Annotated in this window: 18 protein-coding genes; 8 read left to right on the forward strand and 10 right to left on the reverse strand. The window is 63.1% G+C overall.

The window, feature by feature from the left end; translation table 11 throughout:
* Positions 1-129 precede the first annotated feature (129 nt).
* Entirely contained in the window at positions 130-1,332 is a 1,203-nt protein-coding gene (locus A4R29_RS22195; RefSeq protein WP_027162106.1) for a pyridoxal phosphate-dependent aminotransferase, read from the forward strand.
* A 60-nt stretch (positions 1,333-1,392) separates the two neighbouring features.
* Here the strand turns inward: A4R29_RS22195 and A4R29_RS22200 are convergent, their stop codons facing one another.
* Together A4R29_RS22200 and A4R29_RS22205 are read right to left on the reverse strand one after the other, a co-directional pair.
* Positions 1,393-2,910, reverse strand: coding sequence for an MFS transporter (locus A4R29_RS22200; RefSeq protein ID WP_082827584.1), 1,518 nt, complete (start codon positions 2,908-2,910; stop codon positions 1,393-1,395).
* Positions 2,911-3,088: 178 nt separating this feature from the next.
* Positions 3,089-3,484, reverse strand: coding sequence for a (R)-mandelonitrile lyase (locus A4R29_RS22205; protein ID WP_063172902.1), 396 nt, complete (start codon positions 3,482-3,484; stop codon positions 3,089-3,091).
* Positions 3,485-3,794: 310 nt separating this feature from the next.
* On the opposite strand from A4R29_RS22205, the gene A4R29_RS22210 reads away from it, so the two are divergent.
* Complete coding sequence (locus tag A4R29_RS22210) at positions 3,795-5,846, forward strand: elongation factor G (protein ID WP_013530081.1); 2,052 nt, start codon at positions 3,795-3,797, stop codon at positions 5,844-5,846.
* 720 nt (positions 5,847-6,566) lie between these two features.
* Positions 6,567-7,064 carry a methyltransferase family protein gene (locus tag A4R29_RS22215; protein WP_013530080.1) on the forward strand — a complete coding sequence of 166 codons (498 nt, stop codon included), beginning with the start codon at positions 6,567-6,569 and terminating at the stop codon, positions 7,062-7,064.
* A gap of 66 nt (positions 7,065-7,130) precedes the next feature.
* Here A4R29_RS22215 and A4R29_RS22220 read toward each other — a convergent pair whose 3' ends face one another.
* Both A4R29_RS22220 and trxB read right to left on the reverse strand, forming a co-directional pair.
* Positions 7,131-8,027: a LysR family transcriptional regulator gene (locus A4R29_RS22220; RefSeq protein ID WP_013530079.1), complete on the reverse strand. Its 897-nt coding sequence runs from the start codon at positions 8,025-8,027 to the stop codon at positions 7,131-7,133.
* 79 nt (positions 8,028-8,106) lie between these two features.
* On the reverse strand, positions 8,107-9,081 hold the full coding sequence (trxB, locus tag A4R29_RS22225; RefSeq protein ID WP_013530078.1) for a thioredoxin-disulfide reductase: 975 nt from the start codon (positions 9,079-9,081) through the stop codon (positions 8,107-8,109).
* A gap of 249 nt (positions 9,082-9,330) precedes the next feature.
* Here trxB and A4R29_RS22230 point away from each other — a divergent pair, with 249 nt between their 5' ends.
* Both A4R29_RS22230 and A4R29_RS22235 read left to right on the forward strand, forming a co-directional pair.
* Complete coding sequence (locus A4R29_RS22230) at positions 9,331-9,810, forward strand: Lrp/AsnC family transcriptional regulator (RefSeq protein ID WP_023809735.1); 480 nt, start codon at positions 9,331-9,333, stop codon at positions 9,808-9,810.
* 253 nt (positions 9,811-10,063) lie between these two features.
* Complete coding sequence (locus A4R29_RS22235; RefSeq protein WP_063172903.1) at positions 10,064-10,858, forward strand: glycosyltransferase family 2 protein; 795 nt, start codon at positions 10,064-10,066, stop codon at positions 10,856-10,858.
* Between the two features lie 4 nt (positions 10,859-10,862).
* Here the strand turns inward: A4R29_RS22235 and A4R29_RS22240 are convergent, their stop codons facing one another.
* The 5 genes from A4R29_RS22240 to A4R29_RS35105 form a co-directional block, all read right to left on the reverse strand.
* On the reverse strand, positions 10,863-11,522 hold the full coding sequence (locus A4R29_RS22240) for an HAD-IIIA family hydrolase (RefSeq protein ID WP_063172904.1): 660 nt from the start codon (positions 11,520-11,522) through the stop codon (positions 10,863-10,865).
* Positions 11,515-12,087: a D-sedoheptulose-7-phosphate isomerase gene (locus A4R29_RS22245; RefSeq protein ID WP_024504153.1), complete on the reverse strand. Its 573-nt coding sequence runs from the start codon at positions 12,085-12,087 to the stop codon at positions 11,515-11,517. Before A4R29_RS22245 ends, A4R29_RS22240 begins: the two co-directional genes overlap by 8 nt.
* Positions 12,088-12,094: 7 nt before the next feature.
* Positions 12,095-13,588, reverse strand: a complete 1,494-nt coding sequence (rfaE1, locus tag A4R29_RS22250; RefSeq protein WP_063172905.1) for a D-glycero-beta-D-manno-heptose-7-phosphate kinase — start codon at positions 13,586-13,588, stop codon at positions 12,095-12,097.
* Between the two features lie 140 nt (positions 13,589-13,728).
* Positions 13,729-14,361: a LysE family translocator gene (locus tag A4R29_RS22255; RefSeq protein WP_027162112.1), complete on the reverse strand. Its 633-nt coding sequence runs from the start codon at positions 14,359-14,361 to the stop codon at positions 13,729-13,731.
* A gap of 440 nt (positions 14,362-14,801) precedes the next feature.
* The gene (locus tag A4R29_RS35105) at positions 14,802-15,215 is read right to left on the reverse strand and encodes a type II toxin-antitoxin system Phd/YefM family antitoxin (protein WP_224675156.1); all 414 of its coding nucleotides are present in this window, start codon (positions 15,213-15,215) and stop codon (positions 14,802-14,804) included.
* On the opposite strand from A4R29_RS35105, the gene rfaD reads away from it, so the two are divergent.
* The 3 genes from rfaD to waaC are packed head-to-tail and all read left to right on the forward strand — an operon-like array spanning position 15,187 to position 18,094.
* Entirely contained in the window at positions 15,187-16,143 is a 957-nt protein-coding gene (gene rfaD / locus A4R29_RS22270) for an ADP-glyceromanno-heptose 6-epimerase (RefSeq protein WP_063173778.1), read from the forward strand. The genes A4R29_RS35105 and rfaD overlap by 29 nt on opposite strands.
* Positions 16,116-17,123, forward strand: a complete 1,008-nt coding sequence (gene waaF, locus A4R29_RS22275; RefSeq protein WP_063172906.1) for a lipopolysaccharide heptosyltransferase II — start codon at positions 16,116-16,118, stop codon at positions 17,121-17,123. Before rfaD ends, waaF begins: the two co-directional genes overlap by 28 nt.
* On the forward strand, positions 17,120-18,094 hold the full coding sequence (gene waaC, locus A4R29_RS22280) for a lipopolysaccharide heptosyltransferase I (protein ID WP_063172907.1): 975 nt from the start codon (positions 17,120-17,122) through the stop codon (positions 18,092-18,094). The genes waaF and waaC overlap by 4 nt, the downstream gene beginning before the upstream one ends.
* A 239-nt stretch (positions 18,095-18,333) precedes the next feature.
* Here the strand turns inward: waaC and greA are convergent, their stop codons facing one another.
* A complete protein-coding gene (gene greA, locus A4R29_RS22285; RefSeq protein ID WP_013530066.1) occupies positions 18,334-18,807 on the reverse strand; it encodes a transcription elongation factor GreA in 474 nt (157 codons plus the stop codon).
* Between the last annotated feature and the right edge of the window lie 87 nt (positions 18,808-18,894).

The following is an 18,894-nucleotide window of genomic DNA, read 5'->3' on the forward strand; positions in this document are numbered from 1 at the left end:
TCCGGGTCCGATCACAGCTCCTTGAGACCTGGATCAGCCGACAATGCTTGCGTTGCGCGAAATCATGCGACATGAGAAGCGCCGCGGTCGCTCCTGGCCGCGCCGATCTTCCATGGAGACGTCAAGCTCATGGCCTTTCTTGCCGACACCCTTTCGCGCGTGAAGCCTTCCGCCACCATCGCGGTCACGCAGAAAGCGCGCGAGCTGAAAAATGCCGGCCGTGACATTATTGGCCTCGGCGCCGGCGAACCGGATTTCGACACGCCCGACAACATCAAGAATGCGGCAATCGAGGCGATCCGCCGCGGCGAAACCAAGTATCCGCCGGTTTCGGGCATCGTGCCGCTGCGTGAGGCGATCGCAAAAAAGTTCAAGCGCGAGAACAATCTTGACTACAAGCCCGAGCAGACCATCGTCGGTACGGGCGGCAAGCAGATCCTGTTCAACGCCTTCATGGCGACGCTGAACCCCGGCGACGAGGTCATCATTCCTCGCCCCTACTGGGTCAGCTACCCCGAGATGGTGGCGATCTGCGGCGGCACCTCCGTGTTTGCCGACACCTCGATCGACAACGGCTTCAAACTGACCGCTTCCGTGCTGGAAAAGGCGATCACGCCGAAGACCAAATGGCTGCTGATGAACTCGCCGTCGAACCCGTCGGGTGCCGCCTATACCGAGGCCGAACTGCGCGCTCTGGCCGACGTGCTGTTGAAGCATCCGCATGTCTGGACGCTGACCGACGACATGTACGAGCACCTGACCTATGGCGATTTCGTCTTCAGGACCATCGCCGAGGTCGAGCCTAAGCTCTACGAGCGCACGCTGACCATGAACGGCGTGTCGAAAGCCTATGCAATGACCGGCTGGCGCATCGGTTATGCGGCGGGCCCGGTCCAACTGATCAAGGCGATGGACATGATCCAGGGCCAGCAGACATCGGGCGCCTGCACCATCGCGCAATGGGCATCCGTCGAGGCGCTGAATGGCCCGCAGGATTTCATCGCCAAAAACAAGGCGATCTTTCAAGGCCGTCGCGACCTCGTCGTCTCGATGCTCAACCAGGCGCGCGGCATCACCTGTCCGTCGCCGGAAGGGGCCTTCTATGTCTATCCCTCCTGCGCCCAGTTGATCGGCAAGAAGACCAAGGCCGGCAAGCCGATCGACACCGACGAAACCTTCTGCTCGGAATTGCTCGAAGCCGAGGGCGTCGCGGTGGTGTTCGGCTCGGCCTTCGGCCTCGGCCCCAACTTCCGCATCTCCTACGCCACCTCGGAGACGCTTCTGGAGGAAGCCTGCACGCGCATCCAGCGCTTTACGGCTTCGCTGACCTGAGCGGCGCACTTTGAACGCAGAACCCGGCTTCACTGCCGGGTTTTCAATGGGCCGTCAGCCTCACGCCTCGTGCTTGGTCTCTTTGGCCAAGCGCGCCTCGGCCGGCGCCAGCACTGCAACCAGCAGTGCGGCGGTGAGGAACGCGCCGATCGCTGCCGTCAGCATGGCGGCATGGAAGCCGCCGGCATAGGCGGCAGCATAGAGTTCATGCACGCCGCTTTCGCCCATCGCCGCATCGGTTGCGAAATCATGCCGCGAAATTGCAGCACGAGCGACCGCTTCCGCGTTGGCGACACCGGCATCGCCGAGATACCCGGTCAAAAGGTTGGTTGCCCGCATGCTCATCAAGGCGCCGAGCAAGGCGATGCCGATGGCAAGACCGCTCTGGCGGGTGGCATTGATGACCGCCGACACCATGCCCGAGCGTTCGCGCGGCGCATAGGACATGGCGGCAGCGCTGCCGGTCGGGATTGCAAGCGCATTGCCGAGGCCGCCGATGGCAAACAGAAGGCACAGCGTCGCGTAGGACGTCGAAGGACCGGCCCAGCACATGCCGAGCATGGACAGGCCGATAGCAACATAGCCGATGGTCATCAGCGCGGAGTGACCATAGCGCGCGCTCAGCCTGCCGATCCACGGCGACACCACGATTTGGACGATGAAGGTCGGCGCCATGCGCAGGCCGGTCTGCGTCGGCGACCAGCCCTGCACCTGCTGTAGGAACATCGAGAAGAAGAAGACGCTGGAATAGGAGGTGAAGCCGAGCGCGAACGAAGCGACATTGGCGACGGCAAAGCGGACGTCACGGAAGAGGCCAAGCGGCAGCATCGGCCGTGCCGTGCGCGCCTCGAAGCCGAGGAAAGCACCCAGGCCGACGACACCTGCGATGAGCGCCGTGACCGTCCTTGGCTCGCCCCAACCATTCTCGCCGGCCGAGATCAGGCCAAAGGTCAGCGCCCCCAGCCACAGGATGCTGAGAGCCAGGCCGACGAGATCGAGATGGGCATGTTCGGGATGCGCCGTCTCGTTGATCGAAGCAGCACCGAGCGCGATCGTGATCAGACCAAGCGGCAGGTTGATCAGGAAGATGCTTTGCCAGCCGACGGTCTCGACCAGGATGCCACCGAGGACGGGACCAACGAGCAGAGAGGTGGCGGCGAACGACGCCCAGCCGCCAATGACGCCGGCGCGCTGGCGCGCATCGGGAAAGGCTTGCGTCAGGATCGACAGCGCGCCTGGAATGAGCAGCGAGCCGGCGATGCCCTGTACGACCCGGCCAGCCAGCAGCACCGGCAAATTGGGCGCGACGGCGCAGATCAGCGAGCCGGCCACGAAGATGCCGACGCCGGCCAGCCATGAGCGCTTGCGGCCATAGCGGTCGCCGATCAGGCCGGACGACAGCATGAAGGCCGACAGGCACAGCGTGTAGGCGTCGACCACCCATTGCAGGCCGCCGAAATCGGTTTGCAACGCCTGCTGGATGGTCGGCAGCGCGACATTGACGATGCTGACGTCGAGCAGAGCCACGAACGAACCAAGATAGACAGCGGCGACCAGGGGCAAACGGTGCTTTGACATGGCTAGTCCGGACGTGAGTTTCGCAAATTGCTGACCGACGGTCAGTTGAACGGGCGGCATGGCGCTGTCGATCCGGCGATTGAGTATGGCCTGCGCCATGGTACGGGACTCGCCGCGAGTCGCCCTCTTCTAATAATATCGCGGCTGAATAGAAGCCGGGTTCCTGCGGACTGAGCATTCAGCCGTCATATTGTTCCGATGTCACCGCTTCCAGCCAGTCGGCATGGACGCCGTCGAGCGCCTCCTGCATGGCGATATGCGTCATCGCCGATTTCGGCGCCGCGCCATGCCAGTGTTTTTCGCCAGGCGCGAACGAGATGACGTCGCCCGCCCTGATCTGCTGGATCGGGCCGCCCCACGTCTGGGCAAGCCCGGCGCCCACCGTCACGTAGAGCGTCTGGCCAAGCGGATGCGTATGCCAGTGGGTGCGCGCGCCCGGCTCGAAGCTGACCAGCGTGGCTCGCAGCCGCGCCGGCGCCTCTTTCTCGATGATCGGCGTCTGCAGCACCCGGCCGGTGAAGTATTTTTCCGGCGCGATGACGGTCGGCACGCTGCCGCAGGCAATGATCTTCATGGGTCGATGGTCCTTCAAAACAGCGGGCGACGGGTCGCCTGCTTCAGTTTCCGCCGATATCGGCCGACGTGCAACAGTTTCCGGCTGCCAGCCCCCTATATGGCCAGCACGGGTCCACGGCCGAGCAAAGGATTTCTATTTTCCTTGCCCTGCCGGCAAACAAGTGGGACGATGGCTTTGGGCAGGTGGACTTGAAAAGAACCCCGCCCGCGACGGTCGAACAGGCCGGCCGCCGCTCAGGACCGATTGACCACGCCTGAACCATGCATGCCAGTCGGTCCTACGGGAAACGCCTGAGTGGAGGTCAGTCATGGGTACTCGCGCCGGAGGACGACGCACGGGACCGAAATGCATTGCCATAGTCGGTCCCTTCGCAAGCGGTAAGACGACACTTCTCGAAGCCATATTGGCCCGTACGGGCTCAATTCCCCGACAAAATCCCGTTTCATCAGGCAACACCGTTTCAGATCATTCGCCCGAGGCGCGCGCCCACGCCATGAGCGTCGAGGCGACGATCGCCACCACCGAATTCATGGGCGAGCAGATCACCTTCGTCGACTGTCCCGGCTCCATCGAATTCTCTTTCGAAGCCGAACCGGTGCTGGCCGCCTGCGACCTCGCGGTGGTCGTGGCCGAGGCCGATGAAAAGAAGATCCCTGCCCTGCAACTGATCATGCGCAAGCTCGACGATCTTGGCGTGCCGCGCATCCTGTTTCTCAACAAGGTCGACAAGGCAATCACCGGCGTGCGAGACACGCTGAAGATGCTGCAGCCGGCCAGTGCCGTGCCATTGCTGCTGCGCCAGATTCCGCTGCGCAAGGACGGCGTCGTCATTGGTTCGATCGACCTGGCGCTGGAGCGCGCCTACATCTATCGCGAATATGCCGAAAGCGAGGTGGCGCAGATTCCCGGCGACGAGAAGGCGCGCGAGCTCGAAGCGCGTTTCTCGATGCTGGAGACGCTGGCCGACCATGATGACCAGTTGATGGAACAGCTGCTCGAGGAGATCGAACCGCCAAAGGACGCGATCTTCGACGATCTCGCCGCCGACCTGCGCGACGGCGCGGTGACCCCGGTGCTGATCGGCACCGCCGAGAAAGGCAACGGCGTGCTGCGTCTCCTGAAGGCGATCCGCCACGACGCGCCCGACATCGAGGCGACCCGCAAGCGGCTCGGTGCACCCGACGGCGCGGCTACCCTGGTCCAGGTGATGAAGACCATCCACACCTCGCATGGCGGCAAGCTGTCGGTGTCGCGCATCCTCTCCGGCCAGGTCGTCGACGGTTCCGAACTCTGGCTGCCCGGCGGCGACACGGCCAAGGTTTCCGGCATCTACCGGATGCTCGGCAAGGACCAGTCCAAGCTCTCCATCGCCAAGGCCGGCGATACGGTCGCGCTGGGCAAGCTGGACGAGGTCAAGACCGGCCAGACGTTGAGTTCGGCCAAGGGCGGCATCAAGCCGCTCGTCCAGTTCGAGCCGCCGCAGCCGGTCTTCGCCTTCGCGCTCCGTCCCAAGGAGCGCAAGGACGAAGTGAAGATGTCGGCTGCCATCCAGCGGCTGGCCGAGGAGGACCCCTCGCTCAGCCTGCGCCACAACCAGGACTCGGCTGAAACCGTGCTGTCGGGCCATGGCGAGATGCATCTGCGCGTGGTGCGCGAGCGGCTGGAAGGCAAGAACCAGATACCGGTCGAAGGCCATCCGCCGGCGGTGCCCTATCGCGAGACGATCCGCAAATCGGCGCAACAGCGCGGCCGTCACAAGAAACAGTCCGGCGGACATGGCCAGTTCGGTGACGTGGTGATCGAGATCAAGCCGCTGCCGCGCGGCTCCGGCTTCCAGTTCACCGACACAATCACCGGCGGCGTCGTGCCCAAGACCTACATCCAGTCGGTCGAGACCGGGGTGCGCGACTATCTGAAATCCGGGCCGCTGGGCTTTCCGGTCGTGGATGTCGCAGTCAACCTGTCGGACGGCTCCTACCATGCGGTCGATTCCTCCGACATGGCCTTCCAGATGGCGGCCAGGCTGGCAATGAAGGAAGGCATGGCCGCGTGCTTGCCGGTGCTCCTGGAGCCTGTGATGAAGGTCGAGATCGTCACACCCTCCGACGCCACCTCGAAGATCATCGCTCTCATCCCGCAACGGCGCGGCCAGATACTCGGCTACGACGCGCGGCCTGGCTGGCCAGGATGGGATGTCGTCGAGGCAACCATGCCGCAAGCCGAGATCGGCGACCTGATCATCGAGTTGCGCTCGGCGACCGCGGGCGTCGCCAGCTACCGTGCCGTCTTCGACCACATGGCCGAACTCACCGGCCGTCTGGCCGACGAGGCGATGAACACCAACGGCAAGGCTGCCTGATGGCGTGGCGTTCCTCTCGAACCTGATTCGAGGGGCACAAAAGAAAACGACGTCCGGCGGGGACCGGACGTCGTTTTGTTCGCGGACCGTTTCCTTGGGAGGTAAAACGGCAGGTCCGCCGCATTTGGTGCCGCCGAGTTCGGCGGAAAAACGGTTCGGACGCGGTAGCCGCCTGAGCCCGGGCCGTACGAGTGATGCCCCCATCTCCCGTCCGAACCACACCGCGTCCTATGATCCACATAGCAGGTCGCGGGCGCCCGGGCTATGTTACCAGAGGTTACATGTCACCGTTACGTGGCAATTGTGATGGAATTTTTTGCCGGCCCAGCAGAGCACAGGCAACAAAAAAGCCGGATCAATGAAGATCCGGCTGAGTTTGATTGGAGTGCCTGTTAAGGCTAACCTCCAGAGGGGAACACTCGAGGGCGCTAATGGGAGGAGAACGCGCCCAGGAGATGATCTATATATGTGCTCATCATGCCCAAGAAACAAGCATCTATTTTGCAACACACGCATGCAAAAAGACGCAGGCTGTGGTCTAACCCATTCCAGAAGCCAATAGGACCAGCAGAATCGTCGAAATGGGCCGCCGAATCGGGCAATTGCAACTACAGAATCGCCGATCTCGGCTGGCTTTCGGCTCAAAATGCCAAAACCGGGCAATGATGTGGAAGCAGGCAGCAGGCGTGCATTTCTAAGGCAATCGGGAGGAAGCAGCCAATGCGGACGTTTTCGGCGATCGCCGGCAGTGCGGCCTTCTTCATCGCGGCGCCCTGCGTGGTTGCCGGGCTGGTGCCTTGGCTGTTGACCGATCGCTGGGGCTTGCCGTGGTCTGGTCTGCCGGGCTTTGTCCCTGCCGGCGGGCTTCTGATCGCCGTCGCGATCGCAGCACTGCTGCATGCCTTCGGTCGATTCGCGCTTGAGGGCCTCGGCACGCCCGCTCCGGTCGCGCCAACCGAGAGGCTGGTGATCGGCGGCATCTACCGTCATGTCCGCAACCCGATGTATGTCGCCGTGCTGTCGATCATCCTCGGCCAGGCATTGCTGTTCTCGAGCTGGACGCTGGCCGCTTATGCGGTCATCGGCGCGATCGCCATGGGCTCTTTCGTGCGGTTCTACGAGGAGCCGACTTTGGCTCACCGGTACGGCGCCGAATACGACGCCTACCGCCGCAACGTGCCGGGCTGGCTGCCTCGACTGTCGCCCTGGCGGGGGTAGGTGAAACCGGCAGCGCCGTCTCAGGGCATGTTGAGGCTCAGGTCGGGCCAGGCAATCGACATGTCCTTAAAATGACCAGCTTCTCGCCTTGGCGATGATAAAGTCCCGGAACACGTGCAGCTTGGCCTGGTTCTTCATCGCGTCCGGATAGGCAAAATAGGTGTCGAAAGACGGCACCTCGGTCTCCGGCAGCAGCTGCACGAGGTCGGAGTCCTTGCTGATCACATAGTCGGGCAGCATGGCGATACCGGCACCGCCCTGCACCGCCCGCTTGATCGACAATATGTCGTTGATCTGCAGCGTCGGCACCCTTTGCCCGCCTTCGAAATCACCGACCGTTTCCAGCCAGTTCAGCTCCGACAGATGCGACGGCACCGGCACGCCGAAGGTGACGATGCGATGGGCCTTCAGCTCGGCGACGGAAGACGGCCTTCCATGCTTGGCGACATAGGATGGGGCCGCGTAGAGGTGGAAATGCACGGTGAACAGGCGGCGCTGGATCAGGTCCGGCTGCTGCGGCTGGCGCAGCCGAATGGCGCAATCGGCCTGGCGCATGGTGAGATCGAGCTCCTCGTTGGCGAGGATCAACTGCAGGCTGATTTCAGGATAGAGTTCGATGAATTCCTGCACCCGCTCGGTTAGCCAGCCGGCGCCCAGCCCCACCGTCGTCGTTACCCGCAGCACGCCCGACGGGCGATCCTTGGTCTCGGTCAGCCGGGACTTGATGGTCTCCAGCTTCATCAGCACGTCATGCGCCGTGCGAAACAGCATCTCACCCTGCTCGGTCAACACCAGCCCGCGGGCGTGGCGGTTGAACAGCGGCACGCCGACATCATGCTCGAGCGCGCTGACCTGCCGCGAGATCGCCGATTGTGACAGATGCAATGTCTCGGCCGCATGGGTAAACGACCCCGCCTCCGCCGCAGCGTGAAACACGCGTAGCTTGTCCCAGTCCAACGCCATGATTCCCCTCGTTCTGTTTTGGCGTCTGAATGAAAAATCAGGCTTTTACACGGCGTTTCTAAGCCGCTCTCTGAACTCTCTACTCGGCCGCTTCGCGATGCACTTCGATGCCGGCCAGATACTTCTCCGCCTCGAGTGCGGCCATGCAGCCAAGCCCCGCTGCCGTCACCGCCTGGCGGTAGATATCGTCGGTCACATCGCCGGCCGCGAACACGCCCGGCACATCGGTGCGGGTCGAATCCGGCGCCGTCCACAGATAGCCGTTCGGCTTCTGCTTGAGCTTGCCGGCGAACAGTTCAACCGCCGGCGCATGGCCGATGGCCACGAACACGCCGTCGATCTTGAGGTGCGACACCTCGCCGGTCACCGCATGCTTGAGCTTCAGCCCCTCGACCGAGGGCGGCAGCGGCGTCTTGCCGGGCCGACCGGTGATCTCGTCGACGATCGTGTCCCAGATGACGCGGACATTGTCCTTCTTCAGAAGCCGCTCGCGCAGGATACGTTCGGCGCGAAAATCGCTGCGCCTGTGGATGACCGTCACGCTCTTGGCGAGATTGGACAGATAGAGCGCCTCTTCCACCGCCGAATTGCCGCCGCCGATCACCGCGACATCCTTACCCCGGTAGAAGAAGCCGTCGCAGGTGGCGCAGGCCGAGACTCCAAAACCCATAAAGTCCTGCTCGGTCGGGATGCCCAGCCATTTCGCTTGCGCGCCGGTGGCGATGATCAGCGCGTCGGCGGTGTAGGTGGTGCCGGAATCGCCCTTGGCACGGAACGGTCGCACGTTGAGGTCGACCTCGGTGATGATGTCGTTGATGATGTCGGTGCCGACATGCTCGGCCTGTTTCAGCATCTGCTCCATCAGCCACGGACCCTGGATCGGGTCGGCGAAGCCGGGATAGTTCTCGACATCGGTGGTGATCATCAACTGCCCGCCCTGCTGCAGGCCGGCGACCAGCATCGGCTTCAGCATGGCGCGGGCGGCGTAGACCGCCGCCGTATAGCCGGCCGGGCCGGAACCGATGATGAGAACGGGCGCGTGCTTGGTGGTCATCTAAAGCCTCTGCGGAGGGCTGCCGGCAATTGCGGCATGGAAAACTCGATCATTGTCGCGCGTAATGTAAGTGTTGCCCACGACGCCAGCAAGGCAAGTTGGAGTTCGTCCCCGGAAAGCTTTGTCACACCCTGTCGCCCGCGGATCCCGCGAAATATTCCGGGCGAAGGATGGAATGGACAGCGAAGTCGTTTAATTACAAAATCGCGCAAGATTCTTGCGTGTTGCCCCTCATGATCGAGAGCCCTCATGCCGCTCAAGGCCGACCTCGACGCCATCGACTGGAAGATCCTGCGCGAATTGCAGGGCGACGGCCGCATGACCAATGTCGAACTGTCGAACCGCGTCGGCATTTCGGCACCGCCATGCCTGCGCCGCGTCAAGCGCCTGGAGGAAGCCGGCATCATCCGTGGCTACCGCGCTCTGCTCAACGCACCAGCGCTCGGCCTTGATGTCGTTGCCTTCTGCCTGGTCGGCCTGCATCATCAAGCCGATGCCGAGCTGCGCATCTTTGCCGAGCGCACCCGCGGCTGGCCGATCGTACGCGACGCCTGGATGGTGTCGGGCGAATCCGATTTCCTCCTGCATTGCGTGGCGAGCGACCTCGGCGCCTTCCAGACCTTCGTCATCGAGGAACTGACCTCGACCCCGAATGTCGACACGGTGCGCACAGCGCTCACCATCCGCCGGGTCAAGGACGAAGGCTTGGTCTCGTTCGCACAGCCTTGAGCCGGTTGAACCGCAACCGGCTTTCGCCGATGCGGCTTGAACGCCTCGCCATATCAGCGCCGCTTTAGCGTTCGATAGGCACTTCTGTGAAGCCGGATGTCCTGCCGTAGCCGCCTTGCTGGTTTCCTAGAGCAATTGCAGAAAAAGTGTGTAACGGTTTTCCTGGGAAAAGCGCATAGCGCTTTCGGGATTGCATAATACAGGTGGCGCAGGGCAGCCCAATTCCGAGAACAGTGTGCCGTGGGGTGGGACGATGACTCGATTTTCTAGCCCGGTTTCGGCGCTGGTCATCTGTATGAACGAGGCCGACATGATTGGCGAATGCCTGGAGAGCGTCGACTTCTGCGCCGAGATCATCGTCGTCGATTCAGGCTCGACGGACAGCACTCTGGACGTCGTCAATGCGTTCATCGCCAAGGGCTACCCGATAAGGCTGTTTCACAATGATTGGCCGGGCTTTCCTCGTCAGCGGCAATTCGCGCTCGATCAGGCCACGCAACCGTGGTGCCTTTCGATTGAAGCCGACGAGGCCATCGATGACGTTCTCAGGCAGTCGATCATGAGTGTGACGCAGCTTGGGAATGACGCTTTCGACGGATGGTATATCAGGCGCCGCGACAAGCTGAAGGGTTACGGCTATGCGCACCGCTGGGTGCTTCACAACAGGCTGCTGCGTCTTTTCCGGCGCGACAAGGCGACCATGGACCTCAATCTGCGGGTCCATGAGTCGTTCGAGGTGCCGGGCGAAACCGGCACCATAGAAAATGGCGTGCTGCTGCATCGCCGCGAAATGACTATTGCCGAGGATCTGGCGAGAGCCAACACCTACTCCAGCCTCAAGGTCGCCACGCTGGTCGAACGAGCCAAGAAGCCTGGCCTGATAAGACTGGTGCTGTCGCCGCTTGGCAACTTCCTGAAGTTTTACCTGGCCAAGCGCTACTTCCTGTGCGGCCGGCACGGGTTCGTCTATTCGATGCTGGTGATGGTGTATTCGTTCGCCACCGAGGCCAAGCTCTATGAAGCCTGGCGGGACAACGATCGGGTATAAACCGTTAGGGCGCGCCCGAGGCGGCCCCAAGTGCAGCTATTGCGGCGAGCAGGCCGTCGAAGTCCGCGCGGTCGCACCAAGGCCGAATTGTGAAGCCCCGTCGGACAGCCGCTTGCCCGTCTACCAGCCAGCCCTGTGAGAGGCCGGCGCGTTGTCCCGCCTCCATGTCGGCCTCCTTGTCGCCGACGATCAGCGAACGCCGCAGATCGAGCCCGAGGCGCCTGGCCGCCTCCAGCAGCATGCCCGGATTGGGCTTGCGCATCGGATGATCTGCGGCCGCGAGCGGGCCGGAGCCCGCCTCGTGATAGGCGCAGGCAAGGACCATGTCGACGAACGCATTGTCGGCGCGTAGCAGTTCGAGCACGCGGCCATTGACGGCGGCGAAATCGCTCCAGCCGAAATAGTCGCGCGCGATGCCGGACTGGTTGGTGACGACGATGACGGGAATGCCGGCCCCGTTGGCGGCGGCTATCACCGCGGCTATATCCGCGCGCAGCACCATTTCGGCAGGATCATCCGGATAGCCCGTATCGATATTGATGGTGCCGTCGCGATCGAGGAACAGCGCCGGCGAGCCGGCGGCGAACACCTTTGAGCCGACCTGCTCGACCCACAGGCCCGGCTCAGCCAGCGGATAGCGGCCAGAGGTCGTGGGATCAGCCATTGCTGAGGCGCGCTTCGACCACCTCGCACAGATGATGATAAAGGCACAGATGCCCCTGCTGGATGATCGGCGTCGAGGTCGACGGAACGTTGAGCAGGATATCGGACAGAGGCTTCAGCTTGCCGCCGGTATCGCCGGTCATGCCGATCACCGTCATGTCCATCCTCCGTGCCTGTTCGGCGGCGGCGAGGATGCTCGGCGAATTGCCGCTGGTCGAGATTGCCAGAAGCACGCCGCCGGCCGCGCCATGCGCCTCGACCTGGCGCGAAAACACCGTGTCGAAGCCATAGTCGTTGCCCCAGGCGGTCAGCACCGCCGCATTGGCCGGCAGCGCGATGACATTGTAGGCCTTGCGCTCCTTGAGAAAGCGGCCGACCAGTTCGCCGGCAATGTGGATGGCGTCGCTGGCCGAGCCGCCATTGCCGGCGATGAGCAAGGCCTTCCCCGACGAAAGCGCCGTCACCACCGCGCTCGCCGCCCGCTCCATCTCACCGGTCAGGTCCCGTTCGACCATGGCTGATATGGCAGCCGCCGAGCGGACAAGGTAATCGTTCAAGTCGGACATGAAACCCTCAGTTTATGGTGCCGCCGGCGCGCAATTTGCCAATGGTGTTGGTGGTGCTTTTTCCAGCGACGAGATCGACCAGCACGACGCGTCCGCCGGCCTTCTGCACCACATCGGCGCCGACCACGGTATCGACCGTGTAATCGGCGCCCTTGACCAGTATGTCGGGCAGCAGCGCTTCGATCAGCGCCAGCGGCGTATCTTCCTCGAACACCACGACCGCGTCGACCGAGGCGAGCGCTGCCAGCACGCAGGCGCGGTCGTGCTGGTCGTTGACCGGCCGGCCGGCGCCCTTCAGGCGCCGCACCGAGGCATCGCTGTTGAGGCCGAGCACCAGCCGGTCGCACTGGCTTCGCGCCGCGTGCAGCAAGCTGACATGGCCGGCATGCAGGATGTCGAAGCAACCATTGGTGAAGCCGACGCTCAGGCCCTCTTCCTTCCACGCCGCCACCATGCGGGCGGCCGATGTGGCGTCGAGGATGGCGTCCTTGTGGGCGGTCGGCCCATGTGAACGGAACAGCGCGCCGGTGAGTTCCTCGACCGTCAGCCGCGCTGTGCCGCGTTTTCCCACAACGACGCCACCAGCGGCATTGGCGATCGAAGCGGCCATGACCGTATCGGCGCCTACGGCCAGCGCCAGCGCGAAGCTCGCGATCACCGTATCGCCGGCGCCCGAAACGTCGAACACTTCGCGCGCCTGGGTGGCGATGTGGCGCGCCTCGTCGGGGCCGACCACGCTCATGCCCTTTTCGCTGCGCGTCGCAACGACGAAATCGAAACCATGTGCCGAAATCAGCTGGCGCGCGGCAGCCACGATCTCGTCATCGGCGAACACCGCATGGCCGACGGCCTCGCCGAGTTCCTTGCGGTTGGGGGTGATGGCGGTCGCCCCGGCATAGCGCGCGTAATCGCGGCCCTTCGGGTCGACCAGCACCGGCTTTCCAGCCTCGCGGCAGATGGCGATCAAGTCGCCGGCGACGCCGTCGAGCAGGATGCCCTTGCCGTAATCGGACAGGATGACGATGTCGGCGTGCGCCAGCGCGGCGCGGAAATGGCGGATCAGGCCGGCTCGCTCCGCGGCGCCGAGCGGCTTGATCTCCTCTTCATCGAAACGCAGCACCTGCTGGTTGAGCGCGCTGAAGCGGCTTTTGGACGATGTCATGCGACCAGGCTCCTGCGCGAGGCCCGCCGTATCGGCGCCAAGTTCCCGCAGCATCCGCACCAGACTGTCGCCCGCCAGATCGGCGCCGATTACGGAAACGGGGACAGCGGCAGCGCCGAGCGAAACGATGTTGGCCACGACATTGCCGGCGCCGCCCATGGTCGAGGTCTCGCCGCGCCCATGCAGCACCGGGATCGGCGCTTCCGGCGAGATCCGCTCGATGACGCCGTTGACGAAACGATCGAGGATGAAGTCGCCGACCACCAGCACGGTGGCCTGGCCGAACCGCGCAATGGCGCGGTGCAATGGTTCTGGAGAAGGCGGATTGTGCTTGATCATGTCACTGGCAACGCGAGGGTAAGGCAAATCTCAATCGTGATGAAAATTGTCAATTTACGGGCCGGATCGTTCATGCCTGCCGATATACCGCAAATCCACGCAGCGCAACGTCAGGACATGACCCGCGAGTGTCCGATGCGTCAGCTCTTCTGCAGGGCAACATGGATGCCCAGCCCGACCAGCACCGCCCCTCCCGCCCGCTGCATCAGCCGCTGGGCGCGGCTCGAACGCCGCAGGCGGCCGATCACGGCGCCCGCCAGGAACACGCAGACGATATCGGCCGAGGAGAACATCAGATTGACTATCGTGCCGAGCACGACGAACTGCAGCCAGACCGGAAACGCCGCCGAGGCGTCGATGAATTGCGGCAGGAACGCCATGAAGAAGATCGCTGTCTTCGGATTGAGCACCTCGACGGTGATGCTCTCGAAAAAGGCGCGCCGCGCCGATTTGCGCTCGATCGCGGGCAGCGCCGCATCGCCGTCCGCGCGCTTGCGAAACAGCGAGATGCCAAGCCAGATCAGATAGAGCGCACCGACCAGCTTGACCGCCAGGTAGAGCGTCGGCACGGCATGAAACAGCACCGACAGCCCGGCGGCCGCGGCGAAAACATGCACGTAGCCGCCCAGATGAATGCCCAGCGCCGCCGTCAGGCCGGACCAGCGGCCGCGCGCCATCGTCTGCGCGGCGGCATAGAGCATGGCCGGGCCTGGAATGTAGGCGAAGATCGCCGTGGTGGCGAAAAACGCGATGAGCAGTTCGGTCGATGGCATTTTTGGTCCCTCACGATCGTGCTCTGCCCTGTCGATTCAGTCCGCGCGGGATTGCTTTGGACTGACCCGTGCGGACAACCGCAGTAAAAGCGAACATAATTTTCTTGTGAAATGACGGGCTGAACGCGCCAATTCGCGCACCCGGCTCGAAATAGGCCGACGCTTCCAGGATATCATGATTGTACTCATCGACCATGACCCAAAGGGGCATAGGATCGAGGCCCGCACGGTGGCGTTCAATTTCCGGGATGCTGACTGCAACGCGATCACGACCCGGCTGTGTGGAAGTGATTGCAAGTATGAAGAGGTTGGTACCCCCGGCTTTCCCAGGAAGGACAGCCACAAAGGCCACAGGCCGTGACTTCCGGCCTTCGGTCTCGCCGTCTCCGTGTTGGCGATGCCAAAGATATGGATATCGCCAGACGTCCGCAGCAGCGGGTTTAATCACGGTCCAATTCCGCGGCGTACTCCTCGAGCATCTCGACATGTTCGGTCGGGGCGTCCTTCGCAGCGTAGACGCGGCGGCTGTCGTTGCCGAAGCGCGCTTCGTAGGCCTCGATGCTCATCAGGACGTATCTCGGCTTGTTGTGGCGAGTGATGGAGACCGGCTGCTGGCTGGCAGCTGCAAGCACATCTCCAAGATTCTGTTTCAGATCGGTCGACGGATAGTTTTTCATGGGATACCCTGTTTTGTCCATAATAGACAAAATGGACAAAACAGACAAGCGCATAAAATGGCAGGACAGGCGCATGCACCTGGCTTTGTCGACAGCCCGGCTAGCCTCCCCTATAAGGACCGGAATCGCAAGCAACCAGAGGTCCTTCATGATCATCGTCACGGGCGGCGCCGGCATGATCGGCTCCAACATCGTCGCCGCGCTGAATGCCGAAGGGCATGACGACATCCTCGTCGTCGACGACCTTACCGACGGTCACAAGATCGTCAATCTTGCCGATCTCAAGATCGCCGACTATCTCGACAAGGACGATTTCCTGCCCCGCATGGAGGCCGGCTCGCTCGGCCGCATCGAGGCCGTGTTCCACCAGGGCGCCTGCTCGACCACCACCGAGTGGAATGGCAAATTCATGATGGAGGTGAATTACGCCTTCTCGAAACGGTTGCTGCATGCAAGCCAGGCGTTGCGCGTGCCTTTCCTTTATGCCTCCTCGGCTTCCGTCTATGGCGGCGGCTCGGAGTTCCTCGAGGATCCCGCGCTGGAACGGCCGCTCAACGTATACGCCTATTCCAAGAAGCTGTTCGACGACTATGTCAGGCGAACCGTGTTCGCCGGGCAGGCCGACCATTCACAGGTCGTGGGCTTGCGCTACTTCAACGTCTATGGCCCGCGCGAAGCGCACAAGGGCGCCATGGCTTCCGTCGCCTTCCATCTGTTCAACCAGGTCGAGCGAGGCGAGAACCCGAAACTGTTCGGCGCCTATGACGGATTCGGACCCGGCGAACAAAGCCGTGACTTCATCCATGTCGGCGATGTCGCCGAGGTCAATCTGTGGCTGTGGAAACGGGGCTCAAGCGGCATCTTCAATTGCGGCACCGGCCGTGCCCAGCCCTTCCGCGCCATCGCCGAAACGGTGATCGACACGTTGGGTAAAGGGGAGATTGAATTCATCCCCTTTCCCGACCATCTCAAGGGCAGCTACCAGAGCTTTACGCAAGCTGATATGTCCCGTTTGCGCGCGGCCGGTTACAATGGCCAATTCCGGACAGTGGAAACCGGTGTCAGAGACTATGTCGAATGGCTGAAAGCCCAACGATCCTCGTGATCGGCCCACGTTGGGTGGGCGACATGGTGATGGCGCAGTGCCTGTTTTCGGCGCTGAAGGAGTTGTATCCCAACGCCGCCATCGATGTGCTGGCGCCTGCCTGGGCAGCACCCCTGGTCAAGCGCATGCCCGAAATCCGCCAGCAGATCGACTTTCCGCTCAAACCCGGCGCGCTCGAATTCACCCATCGCCGCCGCTTCGGCCGCCTGCTGCGCGGTCGCTACGACATGGCCTATATCCTGCCGGGCAGTTGGAAGTCGGCGCTGATTCCGTTCTTTGCCCGCATCCCGCACCGTGTCGGCAATCTGCGCGAGATGCGCTATGGCTTGTTGACCGACGTCGTGCCATTGCCCGACAGCATCAAACGACGCACCGCGCAGGCCTATTTCGGCCTTGCCCAAGGCGGTAGTTTCCGGGCGCCACGGCTTAGCGTGGACACGAAAAACCAGGTCGACCTGCTCGGCCGTTTCGGGCTGGCGCCGCAGAAATTCGTGGCCCTGATGCCCGGTGCGGAATTCGGCCCAGCCAAGCGCTGGCCCAGCGAAAGCTATGCCGGGCTTGCCAGCGGCTTCATGGGCAAAGGCTTGAAGGTTGCGCTGTTCGGCTCGAAGAACGACCGCGACGTGACGGCGGAGATCGCAGCCCTGGCCCCCGGCGTCGTCGACCTCGCCGGACAGACGCGGCTGGAGGACGCCATCGACCTGATATCCGCCGCCAGGCTGGCTGTGTCCAATGACAGCGGACTGATGCATGTCGCGGCCGCCGTCGGCACGCCGATCGTCGCCGTCTACGGCTCGACCTCGCCCGAAAACACGCCACCGCTGGCGGAGCGCCGCGAGCTGGTCTGGCTCGGCCTGTCGTGCTCGCCCTGCCACCAGAAGGTCTGTCCGCTCGGCCACCTCAACTGCCTGAAGACGCTGGAAGTCGGCCAGGTCGCGGCAGCGGCGGACCGGCTGCTGGAAATTCCGGCCGCGGCATGAAGGTGCTGATCGTCAAGACGTCGTCGATGGGCGATGTCATCCACACCTTTCCGGCGGTCGAGGATGCCCGTCGCCACCGCCCGGACCTGACCTTCGACTGGTGCGTCGAAGAGGCATTCGCCGGAATCGTCGCGCTTCACCCGGCGATCGACAAGATTCATACGGTGGCGATCCGGCGCTGGCGCAAGGCGCTGCTTGACGGCGCCACCTGGCGCGAGGCGGCCGCCCTGCGCCGCACCTTGCGCAATTGCCGCTACGATCTGGTCATCGACGCGCAAGGCCTGCTGAAATCGGCCCTGGTGGCAAGACAGGCGGGCTCACCCATTGCCGGCTTCGACCGTTCGAGCGCGCGCGAACCCTCGGCGACGCTGTTCTACGATGCCACGTATGCCATCCCGCGCGATCTCCACGCCATCGAACGGACGCGGCGGTTGTTTGGCCTGGCGCTCGCCTATCAGCCCGATCTTTCGACGCTGGACTCCGGCATCGTGCCGCCCGCCGGCACCCTGGCGGGCACTTCTGGAAAAACCGCCTTCCTGCTGCACGGAACCAGCCGCGAAGACAAGAAATGGCCGGCCGAAGACTGGATCGGAACCGCCCGCCTCCTGATTGAGCGGGGGATGACGCCGGTCACGACCTGGTCGAACGAGCGCGAGAAAATCGTGGCCGAGGCAATCGCAGGTGCCGTGCCGTCAACGATCGTGGTGCCGAAATCGCCGCTGTCCGACATCGCCGCGACTATCGGCGGCTCGACACTGGTTGTCGGCGCCGACACCGGGCTCACTCACCTCGCCAGTGCCTTCGGCCTGCCAACGGTTGCGGTGTTCCTGGCAACAGAGCCGGGTCTGACCGGCCCGCGCGGACGCTACGCATCGACACTGCTGGCCTCGCATGGGGGGCGTGTTGTGCCGGTGGAGGTAGTGGCGGAAGCAGAAAAGCTATTGGCACTTAAACTACAAGCGCCGGCATAGGACCTTTCAGAATTCGCTCTGGCGAGTCGAATAGCGTGGTTCTTCGAGAGCCGGAGCGGCGCGTACTTAAAGTACGTGAGCACCGGAAGCGCAGAAAACCGCCCGCGCATGACCCCGAAAATCGTAATTGATTTTCGGAAAGGGATCATGCGCTAACTGAAAATCCTACAGCGTCCTTTGCGCGTCCGAGAGGACGCGCGGCGCTGTAGTCGGCCGCCAGAGTAGAATTATCAAAGGTCCTAGATGAACTGCACCTGGACGATCTCATACCCCCTGGCGCCGCCAGGCGCGTTGACCTCGATGGCATCGCCGACTTCCTTGCCGATGAGCGCACGCGCGATCGGCGAGGAGATCGAGATGCGGCCGGACTTCACGTCCGCCTCCTGGTCGCCGACGATCCGGTAGGTCTTCTTTTCCTCGGTGTCCTCGTCGACCAGCACCACGGTGGCGCCGAACTTGATCTTGTCGCCGCTGAGCTTGCTGACGTCGATCACCTCGGCGCGCGCAATATAATCTTCAAGCTCGTTGACGCGGCCCTCGTTGAGGCTCTGGGCCTCTTTGGCGGCATGATATTCGGCATTTTCGGACAGGTCGCCATGCGAGCGCGCTTCGGAGATCGCCTCGATGATGCGCGGCCGCTCTTCCTGCTGGCGCCAGCGCAGTTCTTCCTTCAATGACGCGAACCCCTCGCCTGTCATCGGGACCTTGTTCATGATGCCTGCCTTTCCTGCTGCCACCCCCGCGTATCGGGGAAAGCCTTGTCGATGGGTACAAAAAGAAAACGGGTCCGGCAGCCTCGA

Origin of the sequence: Mesorhizobium ciceri biovar biserrulae, assembly GCF_001618845.1 — a bacterium.
In the GTDB taxonomy this organism is placed as follows: Bacteria; Pseudomonadota; Alphaproteobacteria; order Rhizobiales; family Rhizobiaceae; genus Mesorhizobium; species Mesorhizobium ciceri.